17 protein-coding genes are annotated in these 15,828 nt (G+C 30.3%); 5 read left to right on the top strand and 12 right to left on the bottom strand.

Going from position 1 to position 15,828, the window contains the following annotated elements; translation table 11 throughout:
* Positions 1-41 precede the first annotated feature (41 nt).
* Entirely contained in the window at positions 42-1,304 is a 1,263-nt protein-coding gene (locus tag ACREWB_RS06115) for a magnesium transporter (protein ID WP_431546598.1), read from the bottom strand.
* A gap of 408 nt (positions 1,305-1,712) precedes the next feature.
* Here ACREWB_RS06115 and ACREWB_RS06110 point away from each other — a divergent pair, with 408 nt between their 5' ends.
* Positions 1,713-3,581 (top strand): YgiQ family radical SAM protein, encoded by a 1,869-nt coding sequence (locus ACREWB_RS06110; RefSeq protein WP_431547152.1) that lies wholly within the window; start codon positions 1,713-1,715, stop codon positions 3,579-3,581.
* A gap of 59 nt (positions 3,582-3,640) precedes the next feature.
* On the opposite strand, the gene ACREWB_RS06105 is transcribed toward ACREWB_RS06110, so the two are convergent.
* The 3 genes from ACREWB_RS06105 to ACREWB_RS06095 form a co-directional block, all read right to left on the bottom strand.
* A complete protein-coding gene (locus tag ACREWB_RS06105) occupies positions 3,641-4,276 on the bottom strand; it encodes a hypothetical protein (RefSeq protein WP_431546597.1) in 636 nt (211 codons plus the stop codon).
* 92 nt (positions 4,277-4,368) lie between these two features.
* Entirely contained in the window at positions 4,369-5,253 is an 885-nt protein-coding gene (locus tag ACREWB_RS06100; protein WP_431546596.1) for a YegS/Rv2252/BmrU family lipid kinase, read from the bottom strand.
* Positions 5,254-5,373: 120 nt separating this feature from the next.
* On the bottom strand, positions 5,374-5,802 hold the full coding sequence (locus ACREWB_RS06095; protein WP_431546595.1) for a CBS domain-containing protein: 429 nt from the start codon (positions 5,800-5,802) through the stop codon (positions 5,374-5,376).
* A 190-nt stretch (positions 5,803-5,992) separates the two neighbouring features.
* Here ACREWB_RS06095 and pssA point away from each other — a divergent pair, with 190 nt between their 5' ends.
* On the top strand, positions 5,993-6,505 hold the full coding sequence (gene pssA, locus ACREWB_RS06090; protein WP_431546594.1) for a CDP-diacylglycerol--serine O-phosphatidyltransferase: 513 nt from the start codon (positions 5,993-5,995) through the stop codon (positions 6,503-6,505).
* Between the two features lie 23 nt (positions 6,506-6,528).
* Here pssA and ACREWB_RS06085 read toward each other — a convergent pair whose 3' ends face one another.
* The 7 genes from ACREWB_RS06085 to ACREWB_RS06055 all read right to left on the bottom strand — a co-directional run bounded on the left by ACREWB_RS06085 (position 6,529) and on the right by ACREWB_RS06055 (position 12,283).
* Positions 6,529-6,801 (bottom strand): hypothetical protein, encoded by a 273-nt coding sequence (locus ACREWB_RS06085; protein WP_431546593.1) that lies wholly within the window; start codon positions 6,799-6,801, stop codon positions 6,529-6,531.
* Positions 6,802-6,961: 160 nt separating this feature from the next.
* Entirely contained in the window at positions 6,962-8,008 is a 1,047-nt protein-coding gene (gene cax, locus ACREWB_RS06080) for a calcium/proton exchanger (protein ID WP_431546592.1), read from the bottom strand.
* A gap of 19 nt (positions 8,009-8,027) precedes the next feature.
* Positions 8,028-8,189: a hypothetical protein gene (locus ACREWB_RS06075; protein ID WP_431546591.1), complete on the bottom strand. Its 162-nt coding sequence runs from the start codon at positions 8,187-8,189 to the stop codon at positions 8,028-8,030.
* A gap of 11 nt (positions 8,190-8,200) precedes the next feature.
* Entirely contained in the window at positions 8,201-8,740 is a 540-nt protein-coding gene (gene rbr, locus ACREWB_RS06070) for a rubrerythrin (RefSeq protein WP_431546590.1), read from the bottom strand.
* Between the two features lie 134 nt (positions 8,741-8,874).
* Entirely contained in the window at positions 8,875-9,750 is an 876-nt protein-coding gene (gene sdaAA, locus ACREWB_RS06065) for an L-serine ammonia-lyase, iron-sulfur-dependent, subunit alpha (RefSeq protein ID WP_431546589.1), read from the bottom strand.
* 47 nt (positions 9,751-9,797) lie between these two features.
* Positions 9,798-10,475: an L-serine ammonia-lyase, iron-sulfur-dependent subunit beta gene (gene sdaAB, locus ACREWB_RS06060; protein WP_431546588.1), complete on the bottom strand. Its 678-nt coding sequence runs from the start codon at positions 10,473-10,475 to the stop codon at positions 9,798-9,800.
* A gap of 149 nt (positions 10,476-10,624) precedes the next feature.
* Positions 10,625-12,283 (bottom strand): nucleoside kinase, encoded by a 1,659-nt coding sequence (locus ACREWB_RS06055; protein WP_431546587.1) that lies wholly within the window; start codon positions 12,281-12,283, stop codon positions 10,625-10,627.
* Positions 12,284-12,464: 181 nt separating this feature from the next.
* Between ACREWB_RS06055 and ACREWB_RS06050 the strand changes: the two genes are divergently transcribed.
* The 3 genes from ACREWB_RS06050 (at position 12,465) to ACREWB_RS06040 (ending at position 14,554) form a co-directional block, all read left to right on the top strand.
* Positions 12,465-13,100: a DUF421 domain-containing protein gene (locus tag ACREWB_RS06050; protein WP_431546586.1), complete on the top strand. Its 636-nt coding sequence runs from the start codon at positions 12,465-12,467 to the stop codon at positions 13,098-13,100.
* Complete coding sequence (locus ACREWB_RS06045) at positions 13,097-13,477, top strand: DUF4363 family protein (RefSeq protein WP_431546585.1); 381 nt, start codon at positions 13,097-13,099, stop codon at positions 13,475-13,477. Before ACREWB_RS06050 ends, ACREWB_RS06045 begins: the two co-directional genes overlap by 4 nt.
* Before the next feature lie 129 nt (positions 13,478-13,606).
* A complete protein-coding gene (locus ACREWB_RS06040; RefSeq protein ID WP_431546584.1) occupies positions 13,607-14,554 on the top strand; it encodes a class II fructose-bisphosphate aldolase in 948 nt (315 codons plus the stop codon).
* A 72-nt stretch (positions 14,555-14,626) separates the two neighbouring features.
* Here ACREWB_RS06040 and ACREWB_RS06035 read toward each other — a convergent pair whose 3' ends face one another.
* Positions 14,627-15,664, bottom strand: a complete 1,038-nt coding sequence (locus ACREWB_RS06035) for a nucleoid-associated protein (protein ID WP_431546583.1) — start codon at positions 15,662-15,664, stop codon at positions 14,627-14,629.
* Between the last annotated feature and the right edge of the window lie 164 nt (positions 15,665-15,828).

Here is a 15,828-nt window from a genome sequence, read left to right as displayed (position 1 = left end):
CACTATGTTACTATAATTTAATTTAGTAACATAGTGTATTTTTATATAATTTTTTTAAGTTTTCTCTTCCATCTAGGTGACAGTAATTCTTCAATTATATCATTCATAATTACTATTCCGCATAATTTTTCATCTTCGTCAACTACAGGCAAAGATATTAAATCATATTTAAGCGCTAATTCCACAGCATCCTCAATATCTTGACAATCTTTTATTTTGATAACTGTATCATCCATAATGTCTTCTAATTTCTGTTGTGGATCTGACAACACTAAATTTCTTAGTGATATAAATCCTTGAAGTTTTTCATCTTCATCTATAATATAAATATAATGTATTACCTCATCTTCTGGCTTAAGTTCCCTTAGAATTTCAATAGTCTCAAAAGCTGTAATATTAACATTAAAAGATATAAAATCTTTATTCATTATGCTTCCAACAACTTCATCTTCATAATTCATAAGATTTCTGATTTCCTCTTCATCCTCTTTGTTAAAGCTTAAAAGGATTTTTTCTGCATCAACTTCCTTCATTTCATCTAAAATATCAGCAATTTCGTCGTTGGGCATTTCCTCTAAAATTTCTTGTGCTCTCATATTATTTATAGTACTTAAAATATCCGCTTGAATCTCTGGTTGTAATGCTTCTAAGGTATCAGCAGCTAAATCTTTATCTAAGCTCTCAAAAATTTTGTTTCGGGCCTCAGTATCTAGCCCCTCTAAAATATCTGCAAGATCTGCTGGATGGAGCTTAGTTAATTTCCCATAAGGTTCTGTTAATTTTAAACTATTCTCTACCATCTCTAAGGATTGAACACTTTCCCAAGTTATACTATTCTCTCTAGGTTTTCTCCCCAATATATCATAAAAAGCTCTGACTATTCCATCTAATTTATATTTTCTGGCAACAGCTATGATACCAGATTCTACAGTTACCACTCTTATTTCCCCGGCAACTTTATTCATAGTTAAGTCATTAACTTTAACCACTTTTTTACCGTTAACATCAACTATTTGTTTGTTTAATAGATTTTTAGATAAAAGGTAAGAAAATTTTCTAGGAATTATATCTTTTACTCCTCTTACTCTTATAGTTAGACCTTTATCTTCTTTAAATATTTCAATATTCCTAAATTCACAATTGAAAATCTCTCCACCCTTTTTAATTTTATACCCTATAACTCTTGGATATCCTTGATCAGTTGTAACGTAAATATCATACAACTTACCAATGCTGTCATCAAGCTCATCATACACCTTTTGATTTAGTATTTTACTTAGATAAAACACTGCAATTCTTTCCATAGATATTCCTCCCATTATACAGAGAAATATCAAAATATAATCCACAGTTAATTGATTTTTAACCACAATTCAAACTATATCAATTCTTAATATTAGAATCTCTCTGCACATTAAATTTTAAAATTAGTTTTGACCTTCTACTCGGAGGGCCATTTTCCATTTTTTTCACCACCTATAAAGTATATGCTTAAGTATTAACTGAACTCTATGATATTTTAATTCGAAATAATATTCTCTCTATATAATTATATTATAAACACTTCAAAATGCAACTAAAAATAAGAAATTCGACATTTTAGGAGCAGACTTTATATTTAAAATTTTTATAGTTCATATTTTTTAATAATTATGTTAATATTATTAGGTATAGAAATCATAAAACAACTGATTTATTTGGAGGTACATATGATAATAAATAATCAATTTTTACCCATTAGCATAGATGATTTAAAAGAAAGAAATATATCCCAATTGGATTTTATAATAATTACAGGGGATGCATACATTGACCATCCCTCCTTTGGTACTGCCATAATTGGAAGAACCCTAGAACGTGAAGGCTTTACTGTAGGTATTATAGCCCAGCCCAATTGGGACACAGTAGATGATTTTAGAAAGCTTGGAAAACCTAAATATGGATTCCTTATAAATTCTGGTAATATAGATTCCATGGTTAATCACTATACTACTGCAAAGAAGAAAAGACATACGGATCTTTATTCGCCCGGTGGCAAGTCTGGTCATAGACCTGATAGATGTGTAATTGTATATTGTAATAGGGCTCGCGAAGCTTTTAAAAATGTTCCAATTATAATAGGTGGTATAGAAGCAAGTCTTAGAAGATTTGCTCATTATGATTATTGGGACGATAAGGTGCGCCGTAGTTTAATAATCGATGCCAAGGCAGATTTGTTAATTTATGGTATGGGTGAAAGACCTGTAGTTGAAATGGCTAATCTTTTTAAGTATGGCATGACTATAGATAAAATGACTTCTATAAGAGGAACAGTCTACATTTCAAAAGAGATTGATAAATTAGAAGATTTTATTGAAGTACCTTCTTTTGAAGCTGTTAGTACTAATAAAAAAGACTATGCTGAAAGCTATAAATTACAGTCTTTGGAACAAGACGATATAAGAGGAAAAATTGTAGTTCAAAAACATAATGATAGATACATAGTTCAAAATCCTCCTCAAACTTCCCTAACCCAAAATGAAATGGACATAACTTATGGACTGCCTTACACCAGAACTTATCACCCTATATATGAATCTGAAGGTGGTATTCCTGCAATAACAGAAGTTGAGTTTTCTATAACAAGTCATAGAGGCTGCTTTGGAAGTTGTTCATTTTGTGCACTAACTTTTCATCAAGGTAGAGTTATTCAAAATAGAAGTCAAAAATCAATAATAGATGAAGCAAAACTATTAACAACCTTAAAGAATTTCAAAGGTTATATTCACGATATTGGCGGTCCTACAGCTAATTTCAGACATAGAGCCTGTAAAATTCAAGAAAAGGTAGGTGTCTGCAAAGATAAACAGTGCATGTTCCCCACCCCTTGTAAAAATCTTATTATCGATCACACTGAATACTTAGATTTATTAAGAAAAGTTAGAGTTTTGCCAAACATCAAAAAAGTTTTTATTCGTTCTGGAATAAGATATGATTATTTGATGTTCGATAAAAACACTACGTTTTTCGAAGAATTGTGTCAGTATCATATTAGCGGGCAATTGAAAGTAGCCCCAGAGCACATTAGCGACAAGGTACTAGACCAAATGGGCAAGTCCAAAAAAGAAGTCTATGATAGTTTTGTAAAAAAGTTTTTTGAAATAGATAAAAAATTTAATATGAATCAATTTTTAGTTCCTTATCTTATGTCAAGCCACCCAGGCTCGGACCTTACGGAATCTATTAAATTGTCAGAATATATAAAAGAAATGGGATATACTCCCGAACAGGTCCAAGATTTTTACCCAACACCAGGTAGTTTATCTACCACAATATACTACACAGGAATTAACCCTTTCACCAAAGAAACTGTTTATGTCCCAACAATTCAAAAGGAAAAAAATATGCAAAGAGCACTTTTACAATTTAAAAACCCTGAAAACTATAATATAGTAAAAGAAGCTCTACAAATAGCTCATAGAGAAGATTTAATTGGTTTTGATAAAAGAAGTCTAATTCCACCAAGACCTATGAAGACAAATGCTAAATTTAAAGGTAAAAATTTTAAACGAACTATTACAAAAAATAATGCTAAAAAATAAAAAACCACATATAGCTACAAATTAATTCGTAGCTATATGTGGTTTTTTTATTTTTAAAACTATCTCTTGAACTTTGTTAAGCCATAATCTAGAGTTATAATCCAAGATATATCTGCAAGAATTAGCCATGCAAAATTTGTGTTTATTGAGGATATAAGTAATGTTGTTAACGTAATACTAGAAGAAACTATTATTAATACAACTCCTAGTTTGTTAGAATATGTTTTATAAAATAGTTCTATACCCAAAACCACAAAAACTGAATTTATTATTAAAAGCGCAATAAAATAATAAATTTCTAGTTGTAACTGCATAGTATATCCGGTTATATTTGATATATTAATCTTTACAGAAGATTTATACATAAGAGTGCAATAGGCTAAACTTAACGCAATACACAAAATAAAAACTTTTCTAATTTTAACTTTATCATTTCTTGCAAAAATAAATAATGAAATAATACCGATTATAGGGATGCATAATATATTTGCATGTATTATAGGTTTTAATAAATATAAATAACTTTGGTTTTTTACAACAAAAAGAATTATGAGTGTTATATATCTAAGTGTCATTAAAATTAAAATCATAGAACTTATCATCTTGATTCTTTTAGGCGAATAAAATAAACTAGAAATTATACCTTTATATAATAAAAAAAGCATCATTAACAGCATTAAAAAATATATACTCACTAATATACTCTCCCTAAAATTGCTACTGTTAATATTTATTAATTTAAATTTAAAAATATGCACAATTTATATTTTTAAATTTTAATAATTCACTATATTTTAGCTCCAAGTACAGATATGCCGCCTTTTTCACATTCTATAATCAGTGGAAAATCTGGTCCTCTTTCTCCGTCTATATCTGTAACGATATTTTCAAAGCATTCCACTTCTAATCTATTAGTCTTAAAATAAACAATTCCCTCTACATTCTCTAAATACTCATTTCTTACCATTTTGATAAAAATATTTATTATATTCTTCATAATTCCAGCCTTAATTATAATTACATCTAAAAGTCCATCGTCTATTTTTGCCTTGTAAGCAAATTTCAAATTTCCTGCTGTTTGTCCATTAAACACTAACATTAGATACATATCTCCATCAAAACATTCTTTATCAGTGGTAACTTTTATTTTAAGTCTTCTAAAATTAGGTAATTGTTCAAAGCCTTTTACATAATACGCTAGTTTACCTATAGTGTTTTTTAGATTCATATCTGTCTTTTGTGATACATCTGTAAATAAACCAGTACTAGCTACATTCATAAAATATTTATGATTTATTTTTCCCAGATCCACTTTTTTTACCTTACTTTTTAATATTTGATTACAAGCCTCCTCTACATCTAAAGGCATGCCTATATACCTAGCAAAATCATTTGCTGTACCTGTGGGAATAATTGCAATGGGTAAATTAACATGTTTTTCTTTCATCACATTTACTACACTATCTATTGTTCCATCTCCACCTGCTATTAATACATATTTGTAGCTTTTATCTATATCAAAAAAAGCATCCGATAGCGGATTCTCATGGCATATTCTATGTGGGACTATTATATAATCGTGTTTTTGATGAATTCTTATTATTCTATCTAAATCAGATGCTATAGTATTCTCTCCAGAGTATGGATTATAAATAAATTTCACCTTATACATAATTTTCTCCTATTTGCTTATTGTGTTTATTTTATCTATAATCATTATACCTTTTTAAAAACAAATCCACAAGATTCACTTTTCCTGTGGATTTAATATCTTAATCAGGGTTATTATCCTTTAAATATTGTGGATGGAAGGGATAGAAATTTCACTTAATGCTTCACTAGCTTCTTTATGAAGATTTGGATCCACCGCTAAATCTCCCAGTGAAACCATTCCAACTAATTCATTCTTTGAAACTATAGGAAGTCTTCTTATTTGTCTTTCACTCATAATCCTAGCAGCATCATTCACATCTATATTTTGATCTAAAAGGACTGGGTTTGAAGTCATAATCTCTCTCACCTTTTTAAGTTTTAAATCTGAACCTTCTGCTACGCATCTCATAATTATATCCCTATCCGTTACAATTCCAACTACTTTTTCTTGTGTTTTCACTGGAATTGACCCTATATTATGTTCTCTCATAAGCATAGCTGCGTGTTCAACTGTATCCTCTACAGATAAACTTATAACGTCTCTCGTCATTATTTCAGAGATTTTCATTTTACAATTCTCCTTTTTATTTATTTGATGTAGGTAACAATTATTCATCTATTATTTTAAAGATAAATTAAAATAATATTAATATTATTTTAACCACAAATTTAAAATAATATTAATATTTTTTCGAATTTTGCTTAATGATGATGTATAATTAAGATGACAATTTTATTACTTTAGGAGTGATTGTATATTGAAGAAATCTTACATACCAAATATTCTTACCTTCGGAAACTTAACTTTTGGTTTATTGTCCTTAATAATGACTTTTGAAGCTAATTATAGATTTTCTGTAATGTTTATATTATTAGCTAGCCTTATGGATAGATACGATGGTCAAGTAGCACGTTTTTTACAAGTATCTAGTGATTTTGGAAAAGAATTAGATTCATTAGCAGACTTAATATCTTTCGGCGTTGCCCCTTCTATTCTCATATTTAATCTATATAATTTTATATCTTTAGGCTATTTGGGATATATTTGCTTTTTAATTTTTCCTTTAGCTGGTGCATACAGACTAGCCAGATATAATTGTTCTAAATTCGATAATATTTATACAGGCATTCCTATTACCCTAGCAGGAATACTATTAGCACTATACGCTTTAATGCCTTTAAATTCATCCACTAATTTTCCACTTACTATTATTATAATGTTTTTACTATCCTATCTTATGATAAGTAAATTCAAGCTAAAAAAAGTGTGAGAATAATATTTCTCACACTTTTTTTAATCTCTTAACACTAACTCTTCATCTATTTCTGTTTCTATATAATCTATTTGAAGCTTGCACTTCATAATCTCAGTTTTCATTGTGCAGTAAGACATGTAACTATAACTTGCTCCATCTAATACTTTTATTGCCTCATCTATAATATCGCCCAAATTATCCGCTCTTTTAAGCGCATCCTTAACATCACTCTTTTTAGAAAGTGCAATCTTATTTAATTCATCTGCTCCACCTATGAGTAGCCTATAAGAACTAACTAATTTAGTCAACATATCCGCCAGATTATTTATATCGTTGTAATAATTTTGTATAACCCTTCTGTGTGACAAATAATCACCCTATAGTCTTGATATCCATTAAGTATATTATTCTAAAGATAAAATTATGCTAAGTACATAAAAATATAATATTAAGTAAATTACTTTTATGTGCTTAGACAATATAATAATAGGCTAAAGTAATTATCATATAAGAAGTAATTAAAATGCTACCTTCTAGCCAATAAGTTTTTCCATCCTGAAACACTAAAAATGACATTCCTACCGCTATACCGCACATTATTATATGGAATACAGGAAATAACAGTGTCATATTAAGTCCCATAAGCGACGAAAACACTACAAGCACAGGGGTAACAAACAGTGAAATTTGAATACTTGACCCTATAGCTATTTCTAAACTCATGTCTACTTTGTTTTGCATTGCACACATTATAGTAGAAACATTCTCGCCTATATTGCCAAGAAGAGGAATTAAAATTATACCAATGAACTCTTGTGATATATTATAGTCTTTTGTAAAATCTCTAATATTGTATATCAACTTTTCACTTGTAAAGTAAAGTAATACAGATATACAGATTAAAATTATTGCACTTTCAATAACATTCTTATTTACAGTGCTTTTTTTATCTTCTGTATACTCACTAATAACAAATAAATTGTTATGAGTATATAATGAAAATATTAATCCTAAGATATAAATACCTATGAGTAGAAATGCAACTTTCACACTTATTGATATAATTACTGAATCTAACACTACAGAATACCTATTTAACGTTGCTATAACTATCATTGATGACATTGCTAGTAATAACATATTAAAGTTAGTACGTGCTATTATGCTACTAAAGTTCTGCTCTTTAAACTTAAATCCTCCAAATACCACTGCAATTCCAAGGCCTAAAAGCATATTATTTATAATTGACCCAATTAAAGAAGCTTGAACAAGCGGTATCATTCCATACTTTATTGACCATATTCCCATCATAAGTTCTGGAATATTACCTACTGTAGCTGCTAAAAGCCCCCCCTTTTTCTGCCCTATAAAATCTGATATTTTAGTGGTTTGATCTCCAAGCAGAATAGCAAGTGGCACTATAGCTATAGAATATATCATTGTATTTAGTAAACTTGAAGAAGTCTTTATAAATATCAGGAAAATTACAAGGATCATGAAGATATAGGTTTTTTTCATTTAAAACACCAAACTATCATTATTTTGTACTTTCATTCACATATTCTTCATCAATATCTGCAAAAATATCCACAAAAATATTTGTATTTATATCGCTATATCTATCCTTATAATCCTCATCATCTAAAGATATTACAGGCACAACTGGTACTAAATAGTTGGTAGGATAATAAATTATCATGTTCACTCCTCCTATTTGTAGTCTTCGCAATATATTTTAAAGTAAGACCTTGGAAACTTACATAGTGGGCAAATAGCTGGTGCTTCCGTTCCAATATGAATGTACCCACAATTCATACATTGCCATTTCACTTCATTATTTCTCTTAAACATCATTCCTGCCACAAGATTTTCATATATTTTCATAAACCTCATCTCATGACTTTCTTCTACTTCTTGTAATTCTTTATAAAAATCTGCAATTTCTATAAAACCTTCTTCTCTAGCCTCTTTTTCAAATTGCTTATATAACATGTCAGTTTCAAAAGCCTCTCCTTCTGCAGCTGCTTTCAAATTATCTGCTGTACTTTTGTTCATTTTCAGGAACCTGTTAAAAACTTCTCTTGCATGAGCTTTCTCGTTGTTTGCTGTAGCATCAAAAATAGAAGCTACATATTCGTACCCCTCCTGTTTGGCTTTTTCAGCATATAAATTATATTTATTTCTTGCTCTTGATTCTCCAGCAAATGTTTTTAGAAGATTTCCTTCTGTTTTACTATCTTTTAATTGCATTTTGTTCCTCCAATAAATTGTTTATCTTCTTTATTATTCTATTCATTATGCTTTTAAAGGTTACTTTTTAAAAGAGAGGTATATCCCTTTGGAATATACCTCTCTTAATTTATAATAATATATACTTTATTATTTTATTCTCCTAGAATTTCCCTTGCAAGCTTACGACCAGTTGTAGTAGTTGCACACCCCCCCATAGCAGTCTCTCTTAATTCACATGGCATTTGCCTGCCTACCTTATACATAGCTATCACCATATCATCGAAAGGGATTCTACTAGTTACACCACACATAGCTAGATCTGCAGTAGTTAAAGCACTTACTGCTCCAGCTATATTTCTTTTAGCACAAGGCACCTCAACTAAGCCAGCTACAGGATCACATACTAATCCTAGTATATTTTTCAGCACAATAGCGGCTGCATTTAAGGCCATAGCAGGTGTACCACCCATCATTTCTACTACAGCTGCAGCTCCCATAGCAGCAGCTGATCCACATTCAGCTTGGCATCCACCTTCAGAGCCTGCTAATGTAGCATTTTTAGCTATTATAATCCCTATACCAGAAGCTGTAAATAACGCATTAATTAAATCCTCGTCAGTTTTATTCAGCTTCTCTCCTGCTGTAATAACTACTGCTGGAATTATTCCACAGGACCCAGCTGTTGGTGCTGCAACTATTTTACCCATAGTTGCGTTCACCTCTGAGCAAGAAACAGCTCTAGCCATTGCTTTTATCATAAATTCACCAGTAAGTGTATTCTTAGAACTGGAATACCTATTCAGTTTAACAGCATCTCCACCTATTAAACCACTTATTGATCTAGTTTCATTTATAAGTCCATATTCCGCAGCTTCCTTCATTATATTAAGATTTGCCCTCATCTTTTCGATAATTTCAGCTCTTGTAAGCCCACTTTCTTCTTGTTCACACATGATTGTATATTCGTAAATTGGTATATTTTTTTCTTCACATATACTTAATAATTCTATTCCTTTGTTCGCAAACACAATTTTTCCTCCTTAAATTTTCATTATAGTACAGTTTGATGGGGGGGTTAGGACTGTAGCACTGGTGATATTTCTTTTATATTATAAATATTACCCATAGATTTTATTTTATCTAATACATCTTTAGGTACTATAGTATCTGTTTCAAATACCATAGCCGCTTTTAACCCTCTACTGTTTCGATACACATTCATAGTTGCTATATTTATATTTTCATCAAACAATACTGTACTGACTTTTGAAATCATACCTGGAATATCTTTATGACTAATTATAATTGTTGGAAAGTTACCCCTAAATGCAACTGGTTGCCCATCAACTTCAAATATTAAAATATTCCCTCCCCCAACTGAGGACCCTATAATTTCAACTATTCTCCCACTTTTTTTTGTTATAATTAATTTTACTGTATTAGGATGAACATCTCCCAAATCTCCAGGTATAAATTCTACAAATAGCCCCAGTTTTTCTGCTATTTCTAGCGAATCTTTTAACTTATCGTCCCAAGGATCCATTCCTAAAATTCCTGCCACAAGAGCCTTATCCGACCCATGACCCTTATAAGTTTTAGCAAAAGACCCATGTAGAATAAATTGTACCGCTACAATATTTTCCCCCGCAATTATAGACGCAACCTTTGCAAGTCTAGCAGCGCCTGCTGTATGAGAACTTGATGGCCCTATCATAATAGGACCTAATATGTCAAAAGCACTATAGTTTTTCATCTGAATAATTCCTCCTAATCCATCTCTGCACAATACAAAACAATTATTAATTGTTTTGCCACGCAATGACAAATGTTATTCTTTTGCAACTAAATAATAAGTATGAAAGTTCTCCTGCGTGCCTTTCAATAGGAAGAACCTTCACGATATTAGTATTGATAAAAACAGCTTCCCCCGGTAAATTCTCTTATTATTGAATTATCTGGTACCAAATCTTTATCTACCTCTTTAAAGAAATTCAAAAAACTTTTTAATCTAAGTGCTTCATAATATACTGGGCTTTCTGGTCCAATTTTATTAATTTCCGCTAGTGCAAACTTCTTAAGCACACAAAGCTCATAAACTACACTAGAGTTAAACATTACATCAGCCTCTTCTTGAAACACAAAAATATTTTTTTCCTCGCCACGCTTTACAGAAGGCCACATTTTAAGTGTATCTTCAACTCCATATCCTCTAGATAAATAATCTCTAACTATTCTTCTTACAATTCTTACATCTGTTGTAGAAATCCTATTGTGATCATCTAAATTAAGCTGTGTTAATGGGCTTATATAAATTTTAAATTTACTATCCATATCTATGGAAGAAGTTAATGTTTCATTCAATCCATGTATTCCTTCTACAATCATAACACCATTTTGTGGAATCACTATTTTATTTCCGTGCCACTCCCTTTTTCCTGTTCTAAAATTAAAACTTGGAACTTCAACTTCTTCACCTTTTAGTAATAATTCTAAATCCTTGTTAAAAAGGTCTAAATCCAGTGCATATATAGATTCAAAATCATATTCACCGTTCTCATCCCTTGGAGTTAGTTCCCTATCAACAAAATAATCATCTAAGGAAATAAATACAGGCATTAAGCCATTGACTCTTAATTGAATCCCTAATCTCTTTGAAAAAGTAGTTTTTCCTGAAGAAGATGGACCTGCTATTAGAACTAACTTTACCTTGCCACGTTTAAAAATCATATCTGCAATGTAAGCAATTTTCTTTTCATGAAGTGCTTCTGCTACTCTAATTACATTAATAATGTCACCCTTTACTACTTCATCATTTAGTGCACCAACATTGCCAACTCCTAGTATTTTACCACATTGCTCTGCCTCATGAAATACTTTAGCTAGTTTTTCGTGCTTGTAAAACTTAGGAATCTTATTTGGGAAGGTACTAGTAGGATATCTTAATATAAATCCTGGCTCATAATATATTAAATCGAATGTTTTTAATATCCCTGTTGAATAGGCCATTGGTCCATAAAAATAATCATATCTACCATCTAATTCATAAAGCTTTACGTCTTCTGCGTTAACATATTTTAACAGCGCGACTTTATCTTGCATATCATATTTGTCATAAATTTCTACTGCCTTTTCTTTTGAAAGGCCTATTTTCTTTATGGTAATATCAGCTTTTATTATTTCGTTCATTCTATTTTTTATTTCATAAATATCATCAATATCTAGTATAGGAGTCTTATGAATCTCTCCAAATAAACCTTTACTTAAAGAATGCTCAATAGTAATTTTAGCACTCGGAAACAAATCCGTAACTGCTTTTATTAACACGAACTGAAGCGTTCTAATGTACGTCATCATTCCAATTCTAGTTTTAATATCCACAGTGTCAAATGTTCCATCCTCTGATATACTATTTCCTAGCTCATAAAGTCTATTATTAACCCTACCTAAAACTATTGGTATATCACTTAATAAACTATTATTTTTAATAATATCATTTAATGTAGTCCCCTCTTTAACTAAAACCGTTCTTCCATCTTTAAGTTCTATATTGAAGTTATTCATACCATCATCCCCTATTTTTCAGTGTTTACTACTATTATACTTTAATTTTCAAAAAATGTATCATATACCCCTTATAATTTTTGCATTTAGAAGGAAAATATACTTAATATACTAATGGGGTGATCTTACGTTTATTATAATAATCAGAACTTTTTTCTTATATTTTACAGTAATATTTATTATGAGACTTATGGGCAAAAAACAAATAGGTGAACTTGAGCCTTTTGAGCTAGTAATTGCACTAATGATTTCTGAGCTTGCAACCTTTCCAATGACTGACACAAGAATACCATTACTACATTCTATTGTCCCGATAATTACTTTACTATTTCTACAAGTAGGTACTTCCTATATTGAACTAAAAAGTGAAAAGGCTAGAAAAATACTCACAGGCACTCCAAGTATTCTAATTAGAAATGGCAAAATTGATATCAGTGAGCTTAGGTCTCAAAGATTTAATATTAATGACTTACTAGAAGAACTTAGATTAAAGGGGTATTTTAATATATCAGATATTCAATATGCTATTTTAGAGACTAGTGGAGAGTTATCCATAATGCCAGTAACACAACAAAATGTTGTCACTAAAGCTGATTTAAAAATAAAGACAGCTCAAGAGTCATTGCCCATACCACTCATTATGGATGGAAATATAAATTATAAAAATTTAAAACTTTTAAGTAAAGACGAAACTTGGTTAAAATCCATACTTAAACAAAATAACATATCCTGTTCAAAAGATGTTTTTATAGGCACGTTAGATTCTAAAAATAAGTTCTATTATCAACTTAAAGAAGGAGTGAAAAGTAATAAATGAAAAATGCTATAATAGCTCTATGTCTTTTTGTTATAATGCTTATAGGAATATTTATATCTACAAATGCTATAAATCGTAGGTGCAACCATTTGCAAGACTTGAATTCCCAGCTAGAAAACTATATAATTAAAGAGAATTATGAAGATGCCTACGATTTATCACTAATTTATATTGATGAATGGAAAAGTGCATCTAAATTTTTAACTGTTTATATGCATCATGAAGACTTAAATTATTTAGACAGTGAGATTTTAAAGTTAACTCAATATACAAAAATTAAAGATAAACCAGAGGGCCTGGCCACTGTACATGTTATGAAATATCTTATAGATAAGATAATGTACCATGAAAAAATATCTTTAAGCAACATTTTTTGATTTATATTTATGATTTATAATAAAAGGGTAGAAATTACTTGATTTATAGCTTATAATTATACTATATCATAAAATGTCCCACAGGGACAGTGCATGTCCCTGACACAAAATTTGAAAGGTGGAATTAACATGGCATTAGTTACTACTACTAATATGTTTAAAAAAGCTCTAGAAGGAAATTACGCAATTGGTGCATTCAACATCAATAATATGGAAATAATTCAAGGAGTTATAGATGCTTGTGAGGCTCACAAGTCAGCTGTTATACTTCAAGTATCAGGTGGCGCTATGAAATATGCTAGACCTACTTACCTTAGAAAAATGGTGGAGGCAGCTGTAGAGGACACAGGTCTTGATATAGCACTTCACTTAGATCACGGTTCAGATTTAGCACAATGTAAACTTGCAATAGCTTCTGGATTTACTTCAGTAATGTATGATGGTTCTCATCTTGATTACGAAGAAAATGTAAAAACTACTAAAGAAGTAGTTGAATATGCTCATTCTAAAGGCGTTGTAGTTGAAGCTGAACTTGGAAAGCTTGCTGGTGTTGAAGATGCTGTTAATGTTTCAGCAGCAGATGCAACATATACTGATCCAAATCAAGCAGTAGATTATGTAACAAGAACTGGTATTGACTCTCTAGCTGTAGCTATAGGAACAAGCCATGGTGCATATAAATTTAAAGGTGAAGCTAAACTTGATTTTGAAAGATTAGCCTTAATCACTGAAAAATTAGAAGCAGCTGGAATGCATAACTTTCCAATAGTTCTTCACGGAGCATCTGCAGTAGAGCAAAGTTTTGTTACTATGATTAATGAATTTGGTGGACAAATGAACGGTGCAAAAGGAATTCCACTAGAAATGCTTAGAAAAGCATCTTCTATGGCTGTTTGCAAAATAAACATGGATACCGATTTAAGACTTGCTATGACAGGTTCAATAAGAAAAGTTCTTACTGAAAATGTTGGCGAAATAGATCCAAGAAAATATCTTGGAGAAGCAAGAAAGAACATTACTAAATTAGTTGAAGGTAAAATCACTAATGTTTTAGGTTCTGCTAATTCATCAAAATAATTAAAGTCTAAAAGCCGCACAGTATAAAATACTGTGCGGCTTTTGCTTTATCTTTTATTACAATGTTTTAATTCACTTTTCCACGTAATTAGTTACGTGTTTGATAACCATATTAATTGTCCCATCACCATTTCTTTGTATTTCAAAACGACTGTTATCATTGTAGGTTTCTTCATTTACATATAAATCTATGTCCTTATCAATTTTTAGTCTTACCCTTTTAAGTCTTTTATCTATCCACTGTTTATCAAGATTAATATTTTCCGAAATTCCTTGTTGTGCTATAAACTCAACAAACCTTTCCCCAGTATCCTTATTTTCGGGAAACATTTCCTCTGATAATTCTCTAACATCTATATTGTCCTCTTCTCTCAGCTTTCTTTTAATAGTACTTCTAACAGTCTCTGCTTTATCAGCATTTTCAGGGAAAGTATTCTGGGTCCATTTTTCAGCTGACTTCACAAAATTTTTAGTAACGTCTCTTTTGTTATCAAATGTTGTGCAGCCTAAGTAATTTTCTGTAAAATAATTAGATCCATATTCTTCATTTTCTTTACTTTTACTTTTTTTATCAATAATCATAAGGTCAAAATTATTCTCATCTCTAATCGGTTTTATAAAAGCACATTTTTGTATTCTTTGAGCCGAACCAGGAAGACCTGTGAACTGTGGCACTATATCAATTCCTAATTTATTATCTACAAACTCAATAGTATGAACGTAATTTTTAATATAATCCATCTTAAATATACCAAGGATTGGTCCAAACTCAGTAGTAAAAGATACCATTATTAAATCACAGGAAGGTATGCTGCCTTTTGTCCTCATTAAAATAAACATCTGTTTTGCCAGTTCCTTAGATACTGAAAGTAAGTTATTCTCACCGTTTAAGTATTCCTGGGAGAAATCTTTTACTATGTTTGTCTCTTCATTAAAAACTCCATATTTTATTTCTTCATCTTTTAAACATTTTTGAATATGTTTAAGTAGAAAATTATATTTTTCTTCATCTAGTTCTAAGGCGTATTCATTCAAGATAGGTTCATCCGCATTATTATCTAAAACATGAATAATTGCCTCATTTATATTAATTTCTTTTATGTACTCCAAAAAAAACACCACCCTAATATTTAATATGCCTATTCATTATACTATGGAAATCTGCTTATAACAAAGCAATATATTTTTATATACAACTCTACAATTTTAATGTAATATTAATGATACTTTATTTAAATTATGATATAATCACAATTAATGATATACTTAAAAAT

The sequence above is a fragment of the Clostridium sp. genome (genome assembly GCF_050717635.1).
Lineage (GTDB): Bacteria > Bacillota > Clostridia > Clostridiales > Clostridiaceae > Clostridium_AD.
Note: the sequence above shows the minus strand (reverse complement) of the source record. Positions and strands in the feature narration are given on the sequence as shown.

Bases quoted from the DNA above. Each gene is read 5' to 3' on its own strand.
- ACREWB_RS06115 (WP_431546598.1), bottom strand. From the start codon at position 1,304: ATGGAAAGAATTGCAGTGTTTTATCTAAGTAAAATACTAAATCAAAAG.
- ACREWB_RS06100 (WP_431546596.1), bottom strand. From the start codon at position 5,253: ATGTATAAGGTGAAATTTATTTATAATCCATACTCTGGAGAGAATACT.
- ACREWB_RS06095 (WP_431546595.1), bottom strand. From the start codon at position 5,802: ATGAAAATCTCTGAAATAATGACGAGAGACGTTATAAGTTTATCTGTA.
- ACREWB_RS06085 (WP_431546593.1), bottom strand. From the start codon at position 6,801: ATGTTGACTAAATTAGTTAGTTCTTATAGGCTACTCATAGGTGGAGCA.
- cax (WP_431546592.1), bottom strand. From the start codon at position 8,008: ATGAAAAAAACCTATATCTTCATGATCCTTGTAATTTTCCTGATATTT.
- ACREWB_RS06075 (WP_431546591.1), bottom strand. From the start codon at position 8,189: ATGATAATTTATTATCCTACCAACTATTTAGTACCAGTTGTGCCTGTA.
- rbr (WP_431546590.1), bottom strand. From the start codon at position 8,740: ATGCAATTAAAAGATAGTAAAACAGAAGGAAATCTTCTAAAAACATTT.
- sdaAB (WP_431546588.1), bottom strand. From the start codon at position 10,475: ATGAAAAACTATAGTGCTTTTGACATATTAGGTCCTATTATGATAGGG.
- ACREWB_RS06055 (WP_431546587.1), bottom strand. From the start codon at position 12,283: ATGAATAACTTCAATATAGAACTTAAAGATGGAAGAACGGTTTTAGTT.
- ACREWB_RS06050 (WP_431546586.1), top strand. From the start codon at position 12,465: ATGAGACTTATGGGCAAAAAACAAATAGGTGAACTTGAGCCTTTTGAG.
- ACREWB_RS06045 (WP_431546585.1), top strand. From the start codon at position 13,097: ATGAAAAATGCTATAATAGCTCTATGTCTTTTTGTTATAATGCTTATA.
- ACREWB_RS06040 (WP_431546584.1), top strand. From the start codon at position 13,607: ATGGCATTAGTTACTACTACTAATATGTTTAAAAAAGCTCTAGAAGGA.